At 66.6% G+C, this 18047-nt stretch carries 13 protein-coding genes; 12 read left to right on the forward strand and 1 reads right to left on the reverse strand.

Going from position 1 to position 18047, the window contains the following annotated elements; translation table 11 throughout:
• Positions 1-160: 160 nt before the first annotated feature.
• The 5 genes from ACE3P0_RS15400 to ACE3P0_RS15420 all read left to right on the forward strand — a co-directional run bounded on the left by ACE3P0_RS15400 (position 161) and on the right by ACE3P0_RS15420 (position 7197).
• Positions 161-1972: a M24 family metallopeptidase gene (locus tag ACE3P0_RS15400; RefSeq protein WP_374403602.1), complete on the forward strand. Its 1812-nt coding sequence runs from the start codon at positions 161-163 to the stop codon at positions 1970-1972.
• A 5-nt stretch (positions 1973-1977) separates the two neighbouring features.
• The gene (locus ACE3P0_RS15405; protein WP_374403603.1) at positions 1978-3057 is read left to right on the forward strand and encodes an aminopeptidase; all 1080 of its coding nucleotides are present in this window, start codon (positions 1978-1980) and stop codon (positions 3055-3057) included.
• A gap of 60 nt (positions 3058-3117) precedes the next feature.
• Positions 3118-3861 (forward strand): hypothetical protein, encoded by a 744-nt coding sequence (locus ACE3P0_RS15410; RefSeq protein WP_374403605.1) that lies wholly within the window; start codon positions 3118-3120, stop codon positions 3859-3861.
• A gap of 95 nt (positions 3862-3956) precedes the next feature.
• Positions 3957-6239, forward strand: a complete 2283-nt coding sequence (locus ACE3P0_RS15415; protein WP_374403606.1) for a PAS domain S-box protein — start codon at positions 3957-3959, stop codon at positions 6237-6239.
• A 16-nt stretch (positions 6240-6255) separates the two neighbouring features.
• Entirely contained in the window at positions 6256-7197 is a 942-nt protein-coding gene (locus ACE3P0_RS15420) for a substrate-binding domain-containing protein (protein WP_374403608.1), read from the forward strand.
• A gap of 22 nt (positions 7198-7219) precedes the next feature.
• On the opposite strand, the gene yegQ is transcribed toward ACE3P0_RS15420, so the two are convergent.
• Entirely contained in the window at positions 7220-8533 is a 1314-nt protein-coding gene (gene yegQ / locus ACE3P0_RS15425) for a tRNA 5-hydroxyuridine modification protein YegQ (RefSeq protein ID WP_374403609.1), read from the reverse strand.
• Positions 8534-8796: 263 nt separating this feature from the next.
• Between yegQ and pta the strand changes: the two genes are divergently transcribed.
• The 7 genes from pta (at position 8797) to ACE3P0_RS15460 (ending at position 18002) form a co-directional block, all read left to right on the forward strand.
• Positions 8797-10848 (forward strand): phosphate acetyltransferase, encoded by a 2052-nt coding sequence (pta, locus tag ACE3P0_RS15430; protein ID WP_374403610.1) that lies wholly within the window; start codon positions 8797-8799, stop codon positions 10846-10848.
• A 122-nt stretch (positions 10849-10970) separates the two neighbouring features.
• Positions 10971-11507, forward strand: a complete 537-nt coding sequence (locus tag ACE3P0_RS15435) for a superoxide dismutase family protein (protein WP_374403611.1) — start codon at positions 10971-10973, stop codon at positions 11505-11507.
• A 252-nt stretch (positions 11508-11759) separates the two neighbouring features.
• Positions 11760-12380 (forward strand): DUF642 domain-containing protein, encoded by a 621-nt coding sequence (locus tag ACE3P0_RS15440; RefSeq protein WP_374403612.1) that lies wholly within the window; start codon positions 11760-11762, stop codon positions 12378-12380.
• Positions 12381-12635: 255 nt separating this feature from the next.
• Complete coding sequence (locus ACE3P0_RS15445; protein WP_374403613.1) at positions 12636-13274, forward strand: DUF642 domain-containing protein; 639 nt, start codon at positions 12636-12638, stop codon at positions 13272-13274.
• A gap of 180 nt (positions 13275-13454) precedes the next feature.
• Positions 13455-15200 (forward strand): ABC transporter ATP-binding protein, encoded by a 1746-nt coding sequence (locus ACE3P0_RS15450; RefSeq protein WP_374403614.1) that lies wholly within the window; start codon positions 13455-13457, stop codon positions 15198-15200.
• Positions 15190-16941: an ABC transporter ATP-binding protein gene (locus ACE3P0_RS15455; RefSeq protein WP_374403615.1), complete on the forward strand. Its 1752-nt coding sequence runs from the start codon at positions 15190-15192 to the stop codon at positions 16939-16941. The genes ACE3P0_RS15450 and ACE3P0_RS15455 overlap by 11 nt, the downstream gene beginning before the upstream one ends.
• 11 nt (positions 16942-16952) lie before the next feature.
• Positions 16953-18002 (forward strand): NADP(H)-dependent aldo-keto reductase, encoded by a 1050-nt coding sequence (locus ACE3P0_RS15460; RefSeq protein WP_374403616.1) that lies wholly within the window; start codon positions 16953-16955, stop codon positions 18000-18002.
• Positions 18003-18047 lie beyond the last annotated feature (45 nt).

The following is an 18047-nucleotide window of genomic DNA, read 5'->3' on the forward strand; positions in this document are numbered from 1 at the left end:
CGCCGCGCCGACCGCTTCCTGCTGCTGGTGGCGCTTGGCCGTCGTGCCGATCGGGACGACGGCAGTTTTTCCGGCCAAGCTCATGCGCTGCGCGTGAGCTTCGCCGGAGCGAACTGACCGTTTGCCCGCTCACCGAAACCGCCACAAGCCGGATGACAACATGAACAGCCCCTGCACCCAACGCGAAACCGAGATCCGCGCACGCATCGAAGCCTTGCGCGCCGCCCTGCGCCGCCATGGCGTGGATGCCTGCCTTGTGCCATCCGCCGACCCGCATCTGTCGGAATACCTGCCCGAGTACTGGCAGGCGCGGCAGTGGTTGTCGGGCTTCACCGGCTCGATGGGTACGCTGATTGTCACCACCGAGTTTGCCGGCGTGTGGGCGGACAGTCGTTACTGGGTGCAGGCGGAAGCCGAGCTGGCAGGGACCGGCATCTCGCTGATGCGCATTCCAACCGGCAACAGCAGCCAGCATGTCGACTGGCTCGCGGCCAATCTGCCGGAAGGCGGATCGCTGGCGGTGGATGGCAGCTCGCTCGGCCTTGCGGCCGCACAGCAACTGCGTGCTGCATTTGGCCCGCGCGCGATCACGCTGCGCGCGGATCTGGATCTGGTCGCCGAGGTCTGGGCCGATCGCGCGGCGCTGCCGGCCGCCGCGGTCTACGAGCATCTGCCGCCGCATGCGGCCACTTCGCGCGCCGACAAGCTGGCTGGCGTACGCAGCGTGATGCGCACGCACGGCGCGAACTGGCATTTCCTTTCCACGCTGGACGACATCGCGTGGCTGTTCAATCTGCGCGGTTCCGACGTCAGCTACAACCCGGTGTTCATCGCCCATGCGCTGATTGGCGCGGATGCCGCAACACTGTTTGTTGGCGCCGGCAAGGTACCTGCCGCGCTGGCTGAGCGGCTTGCCGTCGACGGCGTGCGCGTGGCCGATTACAACGCCGCACCGGCCGCCCTGGCCGCCCTGCCTGCCGACGCACAACTGCTGCTTGACCCGCGTCGTGTGACGCTGGGCCTGCGCGAGAAGGTGGCGGCCGGCGTGCGGGTGATCGAGGCGATCAACCCGAGCACGCTCGCCAAGTCGCGCAAGACGGCCGCCGAAGCGGCGCATGTGCGCGAGGCGATGGCGCAGGACGGCGCAGCACTGGCCGAGTTCTTCGCGTGGTTTGAGTCGGCGATCGGGCGCGAGACGATCACCGAACTGACGGTGGATGAAAAGCTCACCGCCGCACGTGCGCGTCGCCCCGGTTTCGTCAGTGCCAGCTTTGGCACCATCGCGGCCTGGAACGCCAACGGCGCGATGCCGCACTACCATGCCACTGAGGCGTCGCATGCCACGATCGCCGGCGACGGCCTGCTGCTGATTGATTCGGGCGGCCAATACCTCGGCGGCACGACCGACATCACCCGCGTCGTTGCGGTGGGCACACCGTCGGCAGCGCAGAAGCGGGACTTCACGCTGGTGCTCAAAGGCATGATCAACCTGTCGCGCGTGAAGTACCCGCGTGGCACCTTGTCGCCCGCGCTGGACGCACTGGCGCGCGCGCCGATCTGGGCTGAGGGCATCGAGTATGGCCACGGCACGGGCCATGGCGTCGGCTACTTCATGAATGTGCATGAGGGCCCGCAGTCGATTTCCAAGGCGATTCCGAATGCCGACATGGCGATGGAGCCGGGCATGATCACGTCCAACGAGCCGGGCATTTATCGCCCCGGGCAGTGGGGGGTGCGGATCGAGAATCTGCTGCTCAACGTCGAAGCCGGCACGACCGAGTTCGGTGAGTTCCTGGCGTTCGAGACGCTCACGCTGTGCCCGATCGATGCCCGCTGTATCGACCGCAGCCTGCTGCGCGACGACGAAGTGGCGTGGCTCAACGACTATCACGCCACGGTGCGCGAGCGCGTTGCGCCGCTGCTCGCCGGCGATGCGCTCGCCTGGCTTGAGGCAAATACGCGGCCGATCTGATCCGCATGAGCAGACGCGCGAGATGGGCGGGGCTGGCGGTGGTCGTTACGGCTGCCGCATTGCTGTGCGGGCTGTCGGCGTGTTCGGTATCGCCGGGTTACTACTTGCAGGCGGCTGGCGGGCAGATCGCGCTGCTCAGCCACAGCCGCCCGATCGACGACGTGGTGGCGGAAAGCGAAACGCCGCAGTCCTTGCGCGCGAATCTCGAACGTGCGCGCCAGATCCGCCGCTTTGCTTCCGATTCGCTGGGCCTGCCGGATAACGACAGCTACGCGCGCTATACGGCGCTGGATCGCCCCTATGTGTCGTGGAATGTCTTCGCCGCCGACCCGCTGTCAGTGCGGCTGAAGGAATGGTGCGTGCCGGTGGCCGGCTGCATCGGCTATCTCGGCTACTTCAACAAGGCGGATGCCGATGCGCGAGCCGCCGAACTGCGCGCGCAGGGCTACGACGTGTATGTGGGCGGCGTGCCGGCCTACTCGACGCTCGGCTGGTTTTCCGACCCTCTGCTGTCGACCTTCATCGCATGGCCGGAAACGGAATTCGCGCGCCTGCTGTTCCACGAGCTGACGCATCAGATCGCCTACGTGAAGGACGACACCGAGTTCAACGAATCCTTCGCCACCGCGGTGGAAGAGGCCGGCGTCGAGCGCTGGATGGCGCAGCCGGGGAAGGCGCCGCTGCGTGAGGGCTTCGCCCGTGCACAGATGATGCGCGAAGACTTTCGCGCACTGGTGCTGGATTTCCGCAGCCAGTTGCAGGCGCTCTATGCGAGCGATCTGCCTGCTTCGGACAAGCTCGCGCGCAAGTCGGCCCTGATCGCCGCAATGGGCGAACGTTACCGCCAGATCAAGGCTGAGCGTTGGGGCGGATACGCGGGTTACGACCGCTGGTTCGCGCAGCCGATCAACAACGCGCTGCTGGCTTCGGTGGGCGTCTACACCGGCAAGGTGCCGGCTTTTCGCCAGATGCTGGCAGCCTGCGGCGACGCGCTGCCGCGCTTCTACAAGGGCGTCAAGCAGATCGCCTCGCAGTCGCGTGATGCACGCGACCGCGCACTTGCCAGCGGGGTCTGCCCGGACTGACGGCGGTCGTCAGCTCGGGCACAATCGCGCCTCGCTTTTTCTTTGCCGGACGCTGCACCGATGAACACCCCGTTTGATGCCCTCGAAACCACGGTGGCCCGCGACGCCCAGGAACAGGCTGCCCGCCTGGTCCAGGATGCCTTCGTTCAGATCTTTCGCCACACACTCGAATCGGCGCAGCAGGAGCGGGCCGCTGCGGTCGTGACGATCTGCGCTCAGCTCACGGAGTGGGCGGCTATGGCCGACGCCGAGGGCGCCGCTGCGCGCAAGGCGCTGCTGCTCGCCGGGCTGGATCAGTGGGGCTTGGCATGGAGCCAGGCCTTCGGGCCCGCCTGCATGCTCGGCATTACCGCGCTGGTCGGCGCACTGCGCGACACGATGGATGTGGCGCAGGAAGGCCGTTGCCAGCACTGGTTTGCGCGCCTTAACGACGAGGAAGGCTGCGGCTTCGCGTTCAAGGTTGCATTGCGGCGCGGCATCCACCTCGCGCTGTGGCACGCGATGATCGCCTCGGGCGAGCGCGACGAAGCTTTTGCAGTGCTGCGCACGTTGGGTGGCCTGATGGTTGCGCTGACGCGGCAGATGCCCGCCGACGGCTGGCGCCTGGTGGCGGATGCGCTCGCGCACATCCAGTTGCGCTGCCTCTCGCACGGGCTTGCGACGGAAGGCATCGCGCAGGAAACAACGCAGGCGCTGTTCTCGGCCCTGTCGCAGGAACTGCCGAAAGATGAGCGCGATCGCATCATGGCGCATGCGACACAGGCCGTGATTGCCTGGCAACGCGCTGCGCGCAATCCGCAGTAGTCGTCGCGGCGCTACGCGCCAACACTTCGCCAAAGCCTACGGAAAGCGCGCAAGCTGCCGTAATTGCCAGAAGCGGCAAGGATCGGGCACAGCGCATGCGGGATACCTGGCAACGACTATTCGGGGGGGAATCGACCGGGCCGGCGTTCGGGCTGAGCGATCAGCTCGTGCCGGTGCTGCGCGATCTGCTGGTGGTCGTCGGCCTGCTGGTGTTCGCATTCGCCAGTTTCATGCTGCTGACTGGCTGGCATTCCAGTCATGCCGCGATGTATTCCCTGCTCGGCGCGCTGCTGTTCTGGCCGCTCTTCTTTGTGCTGATCCGGCGCCGCGTGGTGCGGCCGGTGGTCGTGATCCTGATGTTGCTGTGTTGCGCGATCGCGGTGTCGATCGCGCTGCGGCTCGGCACGATCCGCACGCTGCAGATGTCCGGCGTGTTCGTTGCGGTGGTGGTTGGCACACTCGTGCTGGGCCGCCGTGCGGGTGGCATTGCGTTGCTGATGGTGCTCGCGCTTGTGTGGGGCGGTGGCCTGCTGCAGCTCGCGCACGGGAGTGCCAGCGATTCGCGCGCACTGGTCTTCAATCAGGCCGCGACCTTCAGTTTCTTCGCGATCATGCTCTACGCGATCCTCGTGATCGTGCGGCAGCACTACATCGAGGCGCTCAGCGAGCGCGACCGAAGTGCCGAAGCGCAGCAACTGGCGAGCGAGGCGCTGGCCGAATCCGAAGACAAGTTCGCCACGCTGTTCCGCGAGGGGCCGCTCGCGACCTTGATCCTGTCACCGGACGATGGACTGATCCGCGAGGTGAACGAGGCCTTCGTGCGCCTCACCGGCATGAACGCAGCGGACGCCCAGGGCGCCCGGCTCGATGCGCTGGGCCTGCTGCCTGAGGGCGAGCTGCAGGTGCCGGCGTGCCAGGCGCTGGCCGCAGGTGCGCCCCCGATCGAGGGGCGGCCGCTGATACTGAACACACGGGATCAGCGTCGCTTGGTGTGCGAACTCAGCGCCCGCGCAGTGAGCGTGCGTGGTCGGCCGGTCGTGATCGCACAGTTCGTCGACGTCACTGCGCGTCAGGAAGCCGAGCAGCGCGTGCGCGAAAGTGAGAGCCGCATGGCGGCGGCGTTTGAGGTGTCGCCCGACGCCTGGACGCTTAACGATCTGGCGACGGGCCGCTACCTGGCCGTGAACCGCATCTGGGAGACCTGGTCCGGCTACGCGCGCGCCGAGGCAATTGGGCATACCGCGCTGGAGCTAGGTATCGTGCGCAGCGAGCAGGATATCCTGCGCATTCGCGCTGCGCTGCAGGCCGGCGGGGGCGCGGTCGATCAGCTCGATATCGTGCTGCAACGGCGCAACGGCGAGACCCGGCGCTGTTCGATGTCGGCGCGGGTCTTCGCGGTGGGCGAAATGCGCTACCTGATCACCAGCTCGCGCGACACCACCGACGAGTGGGCCACGCGCGAGGCGCTTGCCGAACTCAACCACAGCCTGGAGGAGAAGGTTGCCGAGCGCACCGCAGAGCTGGAGCAGGTGAACCGCGAGTTGATCCGAACGGTCGCCGAGCTGGGCAGTGCGCAGGATGAGCTCGTGCGGCAGGAGAAGCTTGCCTCGCTCGGCGCGATGGTCGCCGGCGTGGCTCACGAACTGAACACGCCGATCGGCAACAGTGTGACGCTGGCGACCACCGTTTCGCATGAAGCTGCCGTGATCCTGCGTGCGGCGCAGAGTGGCGGGCTGCGTCGCAGTGAACTGCTCAACGCACTGCGCACCTGCGACGAAGCGGCTTACCTGCTGACACGTAACCTTGCCGCCGCGCATGAGCTGATCTCCAGCTTCAAGCAGGTGGCCGTGGACCAGACGAGTGAAGCACGCCGCGTGTTTGGCTTTGCGCACTCGCTCGAAGAGATCGTCGCGACGCTGCGGCCGTCCTTGCGCGCCACCGCGATTGCCCTGGAGCTGGAGCTCGATGGCGATCTGCGGCTCGACTCCTACCCCGGTGCGCTGGCGCGGGTGGTGACCAACCTGGTCGACAACGCGCGCGTGCACGCCTTCGTGCCGGGCGCGGGCGGTCGCATCGTTGTGAGCGGCCGCGTCATCAGCGACGACACCGTGGAGCTGATGGTGGCCGACAACGGCTGCGGCATCCCGCCCGAGAACCAGCGCAAGGTGTTCGATCCCTTCTTCACGACGCGGCTGGGGCAGGGTGGCAGCGGGCTCGGCCTGCATATCGTATTCACGCTGGTGACAAGAGTGTTGGGCGGGCGGATCGTGCTCGAGAGTGCCGGGGCGGAGGGCACCCGGGTGCGCATTAGCCTGCCTCGCGTGGCCCCCAATGGTGGTGAATCGGTCGAGCAGCCGCTTCACGCGGCGGCGCAATGAGGAAGAGGGTGCGGCAATGAGAGTCCTGTTCAAGCTGTCGGCGATCGCCGCGGCCCTGGTCTACGTAGCGGCAGCCCACGCGGCCGACCCGCCACGTCGGCTCGATGTGATGGGCGTGTCGGTGTCTTCCCTCGCCAACCCTTACTTCAGCGCCTTGGCCAGGGCTGCACAGGCGCGCGCCGAAGAGATCAATCCGCGTGTTCGCGTGATGGTGACCTCATCCGAATACGATGTGCCGGCGCAGGTCCGCGAGATCGAGCGCTTCATTACCGAGCACGCCGACCTGATTCTGGTGGCCGCGTCACATTCAAGCGCGCTTGCGCCGGTGTTGCGCCGTGCGCGTGAAGCGGGCATCCCCGTTGTCGCTGTGGACGTGGATACCGAGGGCGCAGAGGTGATGATCCAGTCCGATAACCGCGGCGCGGGCGAGTCGGTGTGTCGTTACCTCGCGGCGCGCCTGAACGGCAAGGGCAACTTCATCATCCAGAATGGGCCGCAGGTCTCATCGGTTACGGATCGTGTTGCGGGCTGCCATGCGGCGCTGAAAGACTACCCGGGCATTCGCCTGCTGACCGACAAAGGCGATGGCCTTGCTTCGCCCTGGGGCGGCAGCCAGTTGATGGAAGAGCATGTGCAGCGCTATCCGCAGATCGATGCGATCTTCGCGATCAACGACCGCCAGGCGCTCGGTGCTGAGACGATCGCGTTGCGGCGCGGCATGCGCAAGCTGTTGATTGGCGGCGTCGATGGTTCGCCGGAGGTGGAGGTCGCGCTCAAGCGGCCGGGGCTGATCGTGGCCAGTGCCGCGCAGTCGCCCGCCGAGATTGGCCGCCGTGGTGTCGACACCGGCTTGGCGCTGCGCGAGGGACGCACGTCCGAGCGTGGCCGCGTGCTGTTGCAGACGGCGCTGGTGACCCGCGACAGCGTCGCGAAGTATCAGGGCTGGAACGCGCGCTGAGGGCGGCGATCCGCCCGATCATTCAGACGAAGCGTGCGATGAAGGCGCCTTCGCAGCCGGCGGGCAGCTTCACGCGGACATGGTGGCCGCTGCCCGGCGCAACCGCGGTCGGCGTGCCATCGGCCTTGAACATCGCCTCGATCGCGACTTCGCGATTGCCGGCCGGGTGGATCACTTCGACGCGGTCGCCAACCGAGAACTTGTTCTTCACCACCACTTCCGCCAGCCCGTCGATGCCGTAGCCGGTAAGGTCGCCCACATACTGGCTGCGGTCCGATTCCGAGTGCCCGCGCAGGTAGTTCTGATATTCCTGGGTGTGGTGGCGTTCGTAGAAACCGTCGGTGTAGCCGCGGCTTGCGAGGCCATCGAGTTCGGCGAGCAGGCGCATGTCCAGCGGGCGGCCGGCCAGCGCATCGTCGATCGCGCGGCTGTAGCTCTGGCAGGTGCGCGCGACGTAGTAGGGCGACTTGGTGCGGCCTTCGATCTTGAGCGAATGCACGCCAATCTCGACCAGCTTGGCCACATGCTCGATCGCGCGCAGATCCTTCGAATTCATCACGTAGGTGCCGTGCTCGTCTTCCTCGATCGGCATCAGCTGGCCGGGGCGTGTCTCCTCTTCGATCAGGTAGACCTTCGAGGCCGGGTTTTCGGCAGCCGGCGTCGGCGTGTTGCAGCAGGCGTCGCTGCGGGTGGCGTCGCCGGTCGCGTCGATCTCCGCCGGCTTCACATCGTATTTCCAGCGGCAGGAGTTGGTGCAGGTGCCTTGGTTCGGGTCGCGGTGGTTGAAATAGCCCGACAGCAGGCAGCGGCCGGAGTAGGCAATGCACAACGCGCCATGCACGAAGACCTCGATCTCCATTTCCGGGCAGGCTTCGCGGATCTCGCGGATCTCGTCGAGAGAGAGCTCGCGCGACAGGATGATGCGGCGCACGCCCATCTTTCCCCAGAAGCGCACGGTGGCGTAGTTCACCGTATTGGCCTGCACCGAGAGGTGCACCGGCATCTCGGGCCACGCCTCGCGCACCATGTCGATCAGGCCGGGGTCGGCCATGATCAGCGCGTCCGGCTTCAATGCCACCACCGGCGCCATGTCGGCCAGGTAGGTGCGCACCTTGGCGTTGTGGGGGAAAACGTTGCTGACGAGGTAGAACTGCTTGCCCAGCGCATGCGCGCGGTCGATACCCAGTTGCAGGTTCTCAAGGCTGCCGAACTCGTTGTTGCGCGCGCGCAGGCTGTAGCGCGGCTGGCCGGCATACACCGCGTCGGCGCCGTAGGCGAAGGCGGTGTCGAGCATGGCCAGCGAACCGGCGGGGGCGAGGAGTTCAGGGCGTTGCATGGGGACCACCTGGGCGCTGCGTGTTGCGAAGGGCGCAGATGGTACCGCAGTGGCCGCCCGCCAACGGGCGCTGTGTGCCCTGCGGGTGGCAGGCGGTTGTGTACAGCCGGATCAGCGCGCGAGCGCTACCATGGTTAAAGAAGGAAAACTGAGAAGTTATCCCTGTCACGTCAACAAAATAGTTAAGTCGGACGATTATCATGCACCGCACAATTTCCCCCCGGCCTACCGGAGGGGCTGCTGACCACAAGCGGAGCTCCCCCATGCGTACGTATTTTGTTGCGCCGACGCGACCCAATGTCGGCCTTACCTCGGTTTCCCTTGGCCTGGTGCGGGCCTTGCAGCGTCGCGGCCTGAAGGTCGCGTTCGTCAAACCTGTTACCAAGCGCACACCCGACACCGAACCTTCGGTGTTGTTCGCCCGCAGCATCTGTCACGTCGAGAACACGCCCGACCCGCTGCCGATGAGCCTGGTCACCCAGCGCATCACCAGCGGCAAGACCGATGACCTGCTGGAAGACATCGTCAGCCTCTCGATGTCGGCGACCGAAGGCGCTGATGTGCTGGTGGTCGAGGGCATCCACGCCGATCCGAGCCGTGCCTTCATTCCGCGCCTGTCGGGCGACATCGCGCGCAGCCTGCAGGCCGACGTGGTGCTGGTCGCCAGTGCGGCCGACGCCGAAGGCATCGCCGAAACGAATTACCTGATTGCGCAGGTGCGCAATGCCGGGCGCCGCGTGGTCGGGGTGATCTTCAACCGCGCGGTGGAAGGCTTCGACGAAGCTGCCGCGGCGGCGCAATTGGGCGGTGTGCCGGTGTGGGGCGTGATCAAGAGCGATCCGGCGCTGTCGGCACCGCGCACCATCGATGTGGCGCATCACCTCGGCGCCGAAATCATGATTGAAGGCGATATCCGTTCCCGCCGCGTGCTCGAAACCGTGGTTGCCGCGCGTTCGGTGTCGGAAGTGATTCCGCGTCTGAAGCCGGGCGCGCTGGTGGTCAGCGCGGGCGACCGCGACGACGTGATGCTGGCCACCGCGCTGGCTGCCAGCAACGGCATCCAGCTCGCAGGCCTGCTGCTGACGCATCACAGCTTCATCAGCCCGCGCATTGAAAAGTTCGGCACGCTGGCGTTCCACGGCGGCCTGCCGGTGCTGCGCACCGATGGCGACAGCTACGAAACCGCCGCGCGCATCAGCCGCCTGCCCAACGCCGTGCCGCAGGACGACGGCGATCGCATGAACACCGTGATCGAGAGCGTCGCCGAACAGATCGACGGCGAAGCGATCTGCGCCGGGCTGGAGCTTGCCGTGTCCACCCGTATGTCGCCGCCGGCCTTCCGCTACCAGCTGATCCAGAAGGCGCGTGCCGCGAACAAACGCATCGTGCTGCCGGAAGGCGACGAGCCGCGCACCGTGCGCGCTGCAGTGATCTGTACCGAGAAGGGCATCGCGCGCTGCGTGCTGCTGGGCAAGCGGGCAGCGATCCAGGCCGTGGCGGATGCGCAGGGCATCGTGCTGCCGCCGGAACTCGAAATCCTGGAGCCGGATGCGATTGCCGAGCGCTACGTTGCGCCGATGGTTGAACTGCGCAAGAGCAAGGGCCTCACGCCGGGGCAGGCGCGCGCCGGGCTGGAAGATACCGTCGTGCTCGGCACGATGATGCTGGCGGTGGATGAAGTCGATGGTCTGGTCAGCGGCGCGGTGCACACCACCGCCAACACCGTGCGGCCGGCGCTGCAGCTGATCAAGACGGCGCCCGGTTCGTCGATCGTGTCGTCCTGCTTCTTCATGCTGATGCCGGAACAGGTGTTGGTCTACGCCGACTGCGCGATCAACCCCGACCCCACCGCGGAAGAGCTGGCCGATATCGCGAAGCAGAGTGCCGACAGCGCAGCCGCCTTCGGCATCGACCCGAAGGTGGCGATGATCAGCTACAGCACGGGCGCCTCGGGCAGCGGTGACGATGTCGAGAAAGTGCGCAAGGCGACCGAGCTGGCCAAGGCGAGCTTCCCGGAACTGGTGCTCGATGGCCCGATGCAGTACGACGCCGCTACGGTGAAGGACGTTGCCGCCCAGAAGGCGCCGGGCAGCCCGGTTGCCGGCCAGGCGACGGTGTTCGTGTTCCCCGATCTGAACACCGGCAACACCACCTACAAGGCGGTGCAGCGTTCCGCCAACGTGGTGTCGGTGGGCCCGATGCTGCAAGGCCTGCGCAAGCCGGTGAACGACTTGTCGCGCGGCGCGCTGGTGGACGACATCGTGTTCACGATCGCGCTGACTGCGATCCAGGCCGACGCGAAGCCGGCCGCCTGATCGTCCGCGCGAAAGCATGACGGCACACCCCCGGGTGTGCCGTTTTCATTTGTGGCAGCGGGTGAGCGCTGATCTACGATGCAGGAAGCGGGTATCGCCCGCCCCAACCCCGGAGATTATCGATGCAAACAAGAAACATCGCCCTGCTTGGCGCTGCCGCACTGCTTGCGGCATGCGCCAGCACGCCACCGGCGCCGCTACGCGCCGTTGCCCAGATCCGCCCGACCGCTTCCGCAGAAGCCGCGGGGCTCAGCCCGAGCGGCGCCGTGTCCTTCGTCGAACTGCCCAACGGCAAGGTGCAGGTCGATGCGCGGGTGTCGGGCCTGAAGCCCAATGCGGAGCACGGCTTCCATGTGCATGACGTTGCCGACTGCTCCGGCGACGGCACCAAGACGGCCGGCCACCTGAATCCGGACCAGCATGCGCACGGACACCCGGGCACGCCGGCACGCCACGCTGGCGCGATGTTCAACCTGAAGACCGACGCGAGCGGGGTCGGCGTGCTGTCGCAGGATGTGGACACGATCACGCTGACGCCGGGCAAGTACGGCATCGTCGGCAAACCCTTGATCATCCACCGCGATGCCGACGACTACACCTCACAACCGCTCGGCAACGCCGGCCCGCGGGTCGGCTGCGGCATTATCACAGCGGGTTGATACCGAAAGCGGGGTCCTGCACTGATGCGGCCCCGCCTTGCATCGGACCGGATCTTCCTCGGGGAACTCTGACTGCGCCGGGCTCACAAGCGGGCGCCGGCGTGTGACGGATTGCGCGCCGCAACAAGAATCAACAAATACGACAGCTCTATTGGAAATATCATTCGGGTGTCGATGGTCAGCATAAGAGGGCAAACAACTGCCTCACGCAGCCCTCGCCATATGACCCGAACATTTCCCCTGGGAGCACCCATGACGAAGTCCCCCCTGCGTCTCGCGTTTGCCGCGCTGGCCGCCTGCGCATCGATCGGTTCTGCGAACGCGGCGACCAACCTGATCACCAACGGCAGCTTCGAAAGTGTGAGCCAGCGTGCAGGTACCTGGTCCATTTACAGCAGCCTTGCGGGCTGGCAAGTGGACACCAACGGTGTCGAGGTGCGCAACAACGTTTATGGCGAGGCTTTTGACGGCGCCAACTTCGTCGAGCTGGATACCAAGAAGAACTCCGCCATCTCGCAGACTTTCGCGACCGTGGCTGGGCAGAGCTACAGCGTGTCGTTCTACTACTCGCCGCGCATGCAGGTGCCGCTGAACTCGAACGACATCATCGTGTCGCTCAACGGAGCGACTCAGTTGACGGCAACCGGCAGCGGCCAGCACCAGAGCGGCAACGTGTGGAAGGAATACAGCTTTGACTTCATCGCCACCGGCGCGTCGTCCACGCTCAAGTTCGCCGCTGGCGGCGTCAGCAACAGCTTCGGCGGCTCGCTCGACAAGGTCAGCGTGAGTGCAGTGCCCGAGCCCGCTTCGTGGGCGACGATGCTGGTCGGCCTCGTGGGGCTGGGGGCGATCACCCGCCGCCGTCTGCGCTGAGATCGGTCCGCGCGCATCAACGAAAGCGCTCCTGCGGGGGCGTTTGTTGTTTGTCGCGCGCCCTGTAAGCGCTGGCCGCTCGTACGCGGTGTCACGCGCGTGACAGATTGCGCGGCGCAGCAGGAATCAACAAATACATATTGTTTGAAGGAAATATCATTGCCATGCCCGCGATCTGTAAAAGACGGCGTGAAGCTGCTGCGGCAGATTGCAGGCAATCCGACCCGAACCGAACCAAAACCCCTGGGAGTACCAATGACGCTAACCCCCATGCAAGTTGTCCGCGGCGTGCTCGCCGGCGTGGCGGCCTCTGCCCTGATCGGCTCGGCCGCTGCAGCGCCGATCAACCTGATCGAGAACGGCAGTTTCGAGGACGTCACGCAAGCCAACGGCACCTGGAACATCTACACGAAGAACTTCGCCGGCTGGCAGGTCAACAAGACCTACGGCGTTGAGCTGCGCAACAACGTGGCCGGCGCAGCGTTCGACGGCGTGAACTTCGTCGAACTCGATACCACCGGTAACTCGTGGATTTCGCAGACCTTCGACACCACGATCGGCCAGACCTACAAAGTGTCGTTCTACTTCTCGCCGCGCGCTGGTGTTGCGGCGGATTCGAACGACATCACTGCGCTGATCAACGGCGCCACCGCGCTGACTGCGTCCGGCAGCGGCGTTGGCGCGTCCGGCAATGTGTGGAAGGAATACAGCTTCAACTTCGTCGCAGCCGGTGACTTGTCCACGCTGGGCTTCAAGGCGGGTGGCCTGAGCAACAGCTACGGCGGTTCGCTCGACAACGTCAGCGTCAGCGCGGTGCCGGAACCCTCGTCCTGGGCGACGCTGCTGGTGGGCCTCGTCGGCCTTGGCACCATCACCCGCCGCCGCATGCGCTGAAACGCACAAATCGGCACGCAAAGGGCGCTCCTGACCGGGCGCCCTTTTTCTTTGTGCGCTGGATTTGTGCAGGCGCTGCGCCGGCAGACACGAACCGGATACGTGAGGCCCTTAGAATGATGGCCTCAGCCGCCGCGCTCACACGGCGCGACTGGCCCCTTCCTGCCCCCGGACACCCCGATGAGCCTCGCAGCCCTCGTAGCCGCCTTCGTGCGCCGCCACTGGCGTGCCTATTCCGCTTCCGCCGTGATGCTTGCGGGCATCGCGATCCTGACCGTGTCGGTACCGCGTCGCGTTGCGGCGATCATCGATCGCCTGGTGCATGGTCAGGTCACCCCCAGCGCCTTGTTCGGCGAATTCGCGATCCTCGTCGCGATGGGGCTGACGATCTACGTGCTGCGCGTGGGCTGGCGGTTGGCGCTGTTCTCGGCGGCCTACCAGCTCGGCTTGGAGCTGCGTACGCGGCTTTACCGCCAGTTCACGCTGCAGGGCGCGCGCTTCTTCCAGGGCAGCCGCACCGGCGACCTGATGGCACGGGCGACCAACGACATCGACGCGGTGGAGCTCACGGTTGGCGAGGCGCTGCTCGCCGGTTTCGACGGCACGATGACGCTGGTCCTGGTCGTTGCAATGATGACGCTGGGCATCGACTGGCGGCTTGGCCTTGCCGCGCTATTGCCATTCCCCTTCATGGCCTTCGCGTTCTGGCGCATCTCGCGCCATGTGCACCATGCATGGCGCGATTCGCTCGCCCGTTTCGGCAAGCTCAACGACCATGTGCAGGAAACGCTGGCCGGGGTGCGCACGGTGCGCGCGCTGGGTCTGGAGGCGCGCAGCAGCGCGCATTTCGCGGAACTCACCGCCGCTGCCGCAAAGGCCGGCGACACCGCGCAGCGCTGGGAAGCGGCTTATGAGCCGGCGGTCGGCCTCGCCTTGTCAGCCGCCAGCGCGCTGACGCTGTCGCTGGGCGGCTGGCTGGTGTGGCAGGGCGAGCTGACGATCGGCCTGCTGACCGGGTTTTCGATGTATCTCGGGCAACTGATCTGGCCGATGTTCGCGGCGGGCCATGTGCTGTCGTTGATCGAGCGTGGCCGTGCCGCCTGGGAGCGCCTGCAGCCGGTGCTCGAAGCCGCGCCGGAGATGCCGGACCACGGCACGCTGGCAGCGCCCGCCGGTGATGCGGCGCTGGAACTGGCCGCGGTGACCTACCGCTTCCCGGGGCAGGCGGCGCCTGCGCTCGATGCGGTGGATCTGCGGCTCGAAGCCGGCCATACGCTCGGTCTCGTAGGCGCCACTGGCGCCGGCAAATCCACGCTGATCCGCTTGCTGCTGCGACAGGACGTGGCCGAATCGGGCGAGTTGCGCTGGGGCGGCCGGCCGCTCGCCGACTATTCGCTCGATGCGCTGCGTGCCGCGATGGCCTGGGTGCCGCAGGAGCCCTTCCTGTTCTCGGCGTCGATTGCTGACAACATCGCACTCGCCAAACCGGATGCGAGTCGCACCGAGATCGAGCAGGCCGCGCGGCTGGCGGCGATCCACGACGATATCCTGCGCCTGCCCAAGGGCTACGAAACACCGGTCGGCGAGCGTGGCGTGTCGCTCTCCGGCGGGCAGCGCCAGCGGGTGGCGATTGCGCGCGCGCTGCTGTCGGACGCGCCGATCCTGCTGCTCGATGACGCGCTCTCGGCGGTCGACACCGAAACCGAGACGCGCATCCTGAGCCATCTGCGCGATGCGCGCCGCGGCCGCACGGTGATCATCGTCAGCCACCGGCTCTCGGCCGTGATGGATGCCGAGCACACGCTGGTGCTGCGCCAGGGGCGCGTCATCGAAGCCGGCACGCATGCCGAACTGCTCGAACGCAACGGCTGGTACGCCAGCCAGTGGCGCTACCAGCAACTGGAGGCCAGCCTCGATGCAGCCTGAGCACAACAAGCGTGGCGATCTTTCCCGCGCGGCCGCGCTGTTGGCCCATGCTGCGCGCCCGGAATCACGCAGGCTGCTGATTGCGCTGATCGGGCTCGCCTGCGCCGCCGGGCTGGAAGTGCTGGGGCCGATGCTGGGCAAGGCCTTCATCGATGGCTACCTGATTCCACGCCGCGCCGATATCGGCGGCATCGCGCTGCTGATCGGCGGCAGTCTGCTCGCCGTGTGGTGCGCCAACGGCCTGCGCTACCTGCAGCTATTGAGCCTATCCGGCGTCGCGGCGCGCTCTGTGCAGCGGCTGCGCGAGCGGGTCTATGGTCATGTGCTGCGCCTGCCGGTCGCCTACTTCGACCGCGCGATCACCGGCCAGCTTGTCAGCCGGGTGACGAATGACACCGAGGCGGTGAAGGCGCTGTATGTGCAGGTGCTGTTCGTGATGCTCGACAGCGTGATCGTGCTGTGCGGATCGCTCGCCGCGATGGCCTGGCTGGATCTGCGCCTGATGGGCGTGGTGACGCTGCTGATTCCCGCCGTCATCGCAATCGTGTGGTTCTACAAGCGCCTCTCGGCGCCGGCGGTTGCGCGCGCGCGCGAACTGCGCAGCGAGATCAACGCGCAGATCGCCGAATCGATCGCCGGCATGCCGGTGCTGCAGGCGACCGGCGCTGCCGGGCGCTTTGCCGCGCGCTTTGAGCAGGCCAACCGCGCGCACTACGACGCCCGCCGCGCCGAGTTGCGTGCCAACGCCTGGCTGCTGCGCCCCGCACTCGATCTGCTCAATGTGCTGTTGCTGGTCGGTGTACTGGCGAGCTTCGCCGGTCGCGGCAGCGTGGCTGAGGTCGGCGTGCTGTATGCCTTCGTCGGCCTGATGGCGCGCGTGATCGAACCGCTGATCCAGATCACGCTGCAGTTCTCGCAACTGCAGCAATCGCTGATCGCCGCGTCGCGCGTCGGTACCTTGCTCGCTGAACCGCTGGCCGCGCCGGCGGGCGAAAGCGGCCGCATCGGCGCCGGCGAAGTCGCGCTGCGTGAGCTCGCGTTCGGCTACGACCCGGCACACCCGGTGATCCACGATCTGTCGCTGACGATCGCCGCCGGCAGTTTCCACGGCATCGTTGGCCATACCGGCAGCGGCAAGAGCACGCTGCTCGCGCTGCTGCTGCGTTTCTACGCGCCGCAGAGCGGAGCGATCGAGATCGACGGCACGCCGATCAGCGAACTGGGTGACGCCACCTTCCGCAGCGCCGTCGGGCTGGTGCCGCAGGAGCCCTTCCTGCTCGCCGCCAATGCGCGCGAGAACATCGACATGGGCCGCGGCTTGAGCGATGCCGAGGTCGAAGCCGCCGCCCGCGCTGCCCGTGCGCACGACTTCATCCTCGCGCTGCCCGAGGGCTACGCCACGCTGCTGGGCGAGGGGGGCGCGCGCCTGTCGGTGGGGCAGAAACAGCTGATCGCGATCGCGCGCGCGCTGGCAGGGCAACCGAAGATCCTGCTGCTCGACGAAGCCACCTCGCACATCGACAGCGAAACCGAACAGGTGGTGCAGGCCGCGCTGGCGGAACTTCGCGGCCGGGTCACGATCATTGCCATCGCGCACCGGCTGTCGACGATCCGCGATGCCGACGCGATCACCGTGCTGAACCATGGCCGCATCGCCGAACGCGGCCACCATGACGATCTGATGGCCATCGAAGGTGGCATCTATCGGCGCCTGTATGAACTTCAGCAGATTGAAGAGTAGGAGCAGCCAGCATGGAATACCGTCAACTCGGCCGTAGCGGCATCAAGGTCAGCGCCATCTGCCTGGGCACCATGACCTGGGGCGAGCAGAACAGCGAAGCCGAAGCGCACGCGCAGATTGACTGCGCGCTCGATGCCGGCGTGAACTTCATCGACACGGCAGAGATGTATCCGGTGCCGCCGCGCGCCGAAACGCAGGGCCTGACCGAGACCTACATCGGCACCTGGCTGGCGAAGTCGGGTCGCCGCAAGGACGTGGTGCTCGCGACCAAGGCATCCGGACCGGTGCGCAAGCCGCACAACCCGCGCCATATCCGCGGCGGCAACACCTTCTTCGACCGCGCCAACCTCGAAGCAGCCTTGCACGACAGCCTGCGCCGGCTTCAGACCGACCATGTCGATCTCTATCAGCTGCATTGGCCCGACCGCAGCGTGAATTGCTTCGGGCAGCTGGGCTACCAGCACTTTGCGGATGAGGTGACGACGCCGATCGTCGAGACGCTGGGCGTGCTGGCGGATTTCGTCAAGGCGGGCAAGGTGCGCCACATCGGCGTGTCGAACGAGACGCCGTGGGGGCTGATGCGCTTCCTCACGCTGGCCGATGTCGCCGGGCTGCCGCGCGTGGCGAGCATCCAGAACCCCTACAGCCTGGTGAATCGCAGCTTCGAAATCGGGCTTTCCGAAATCGCGATCCGCGAACAGGCCGGCCTGCTGGCCTACTCGCCGCTCGCCTTCGGCGTGCTCAGCGGCAAGTATCTCGACGGCGCAAAGCCGGCCGGCGCACGGCTCACGCTGTTCGAGCGCTTCCAGCGCTACACCAATCCCAACACCGCGCGTGCGGCCGCTGCCTACGTGGCACTGGCGCGCGAGCATGGGCTCGACCCCGCCCAGATGGCGCTGGCCTTCGTGACCTCGCGCGACTTCGTGACCAGCAACATCATCGGCGCGACGACGCTGGAGCAACTGCACAGCAACCTTGAAAGTGCAGCACTGAGCTTGTCGCCAGAAGTGCTGGCAGGCATCGAGGCGATCCACCAGCAGATTCCCAACCCGGCGCCCTGAGCGGGGCGCCCGTGGCGCGGTTGACCGGGTAGCGTGACAAGCTTC

The sequence above is a fragment of the Niveibacterium sp. genome (assembly GCF_041909475.1).
GTDB lineage: Bacteria > Pseudomonadota > Gammaproteobacteria > Burkholderiales > Rhodocyclaceae > Niveibacterium.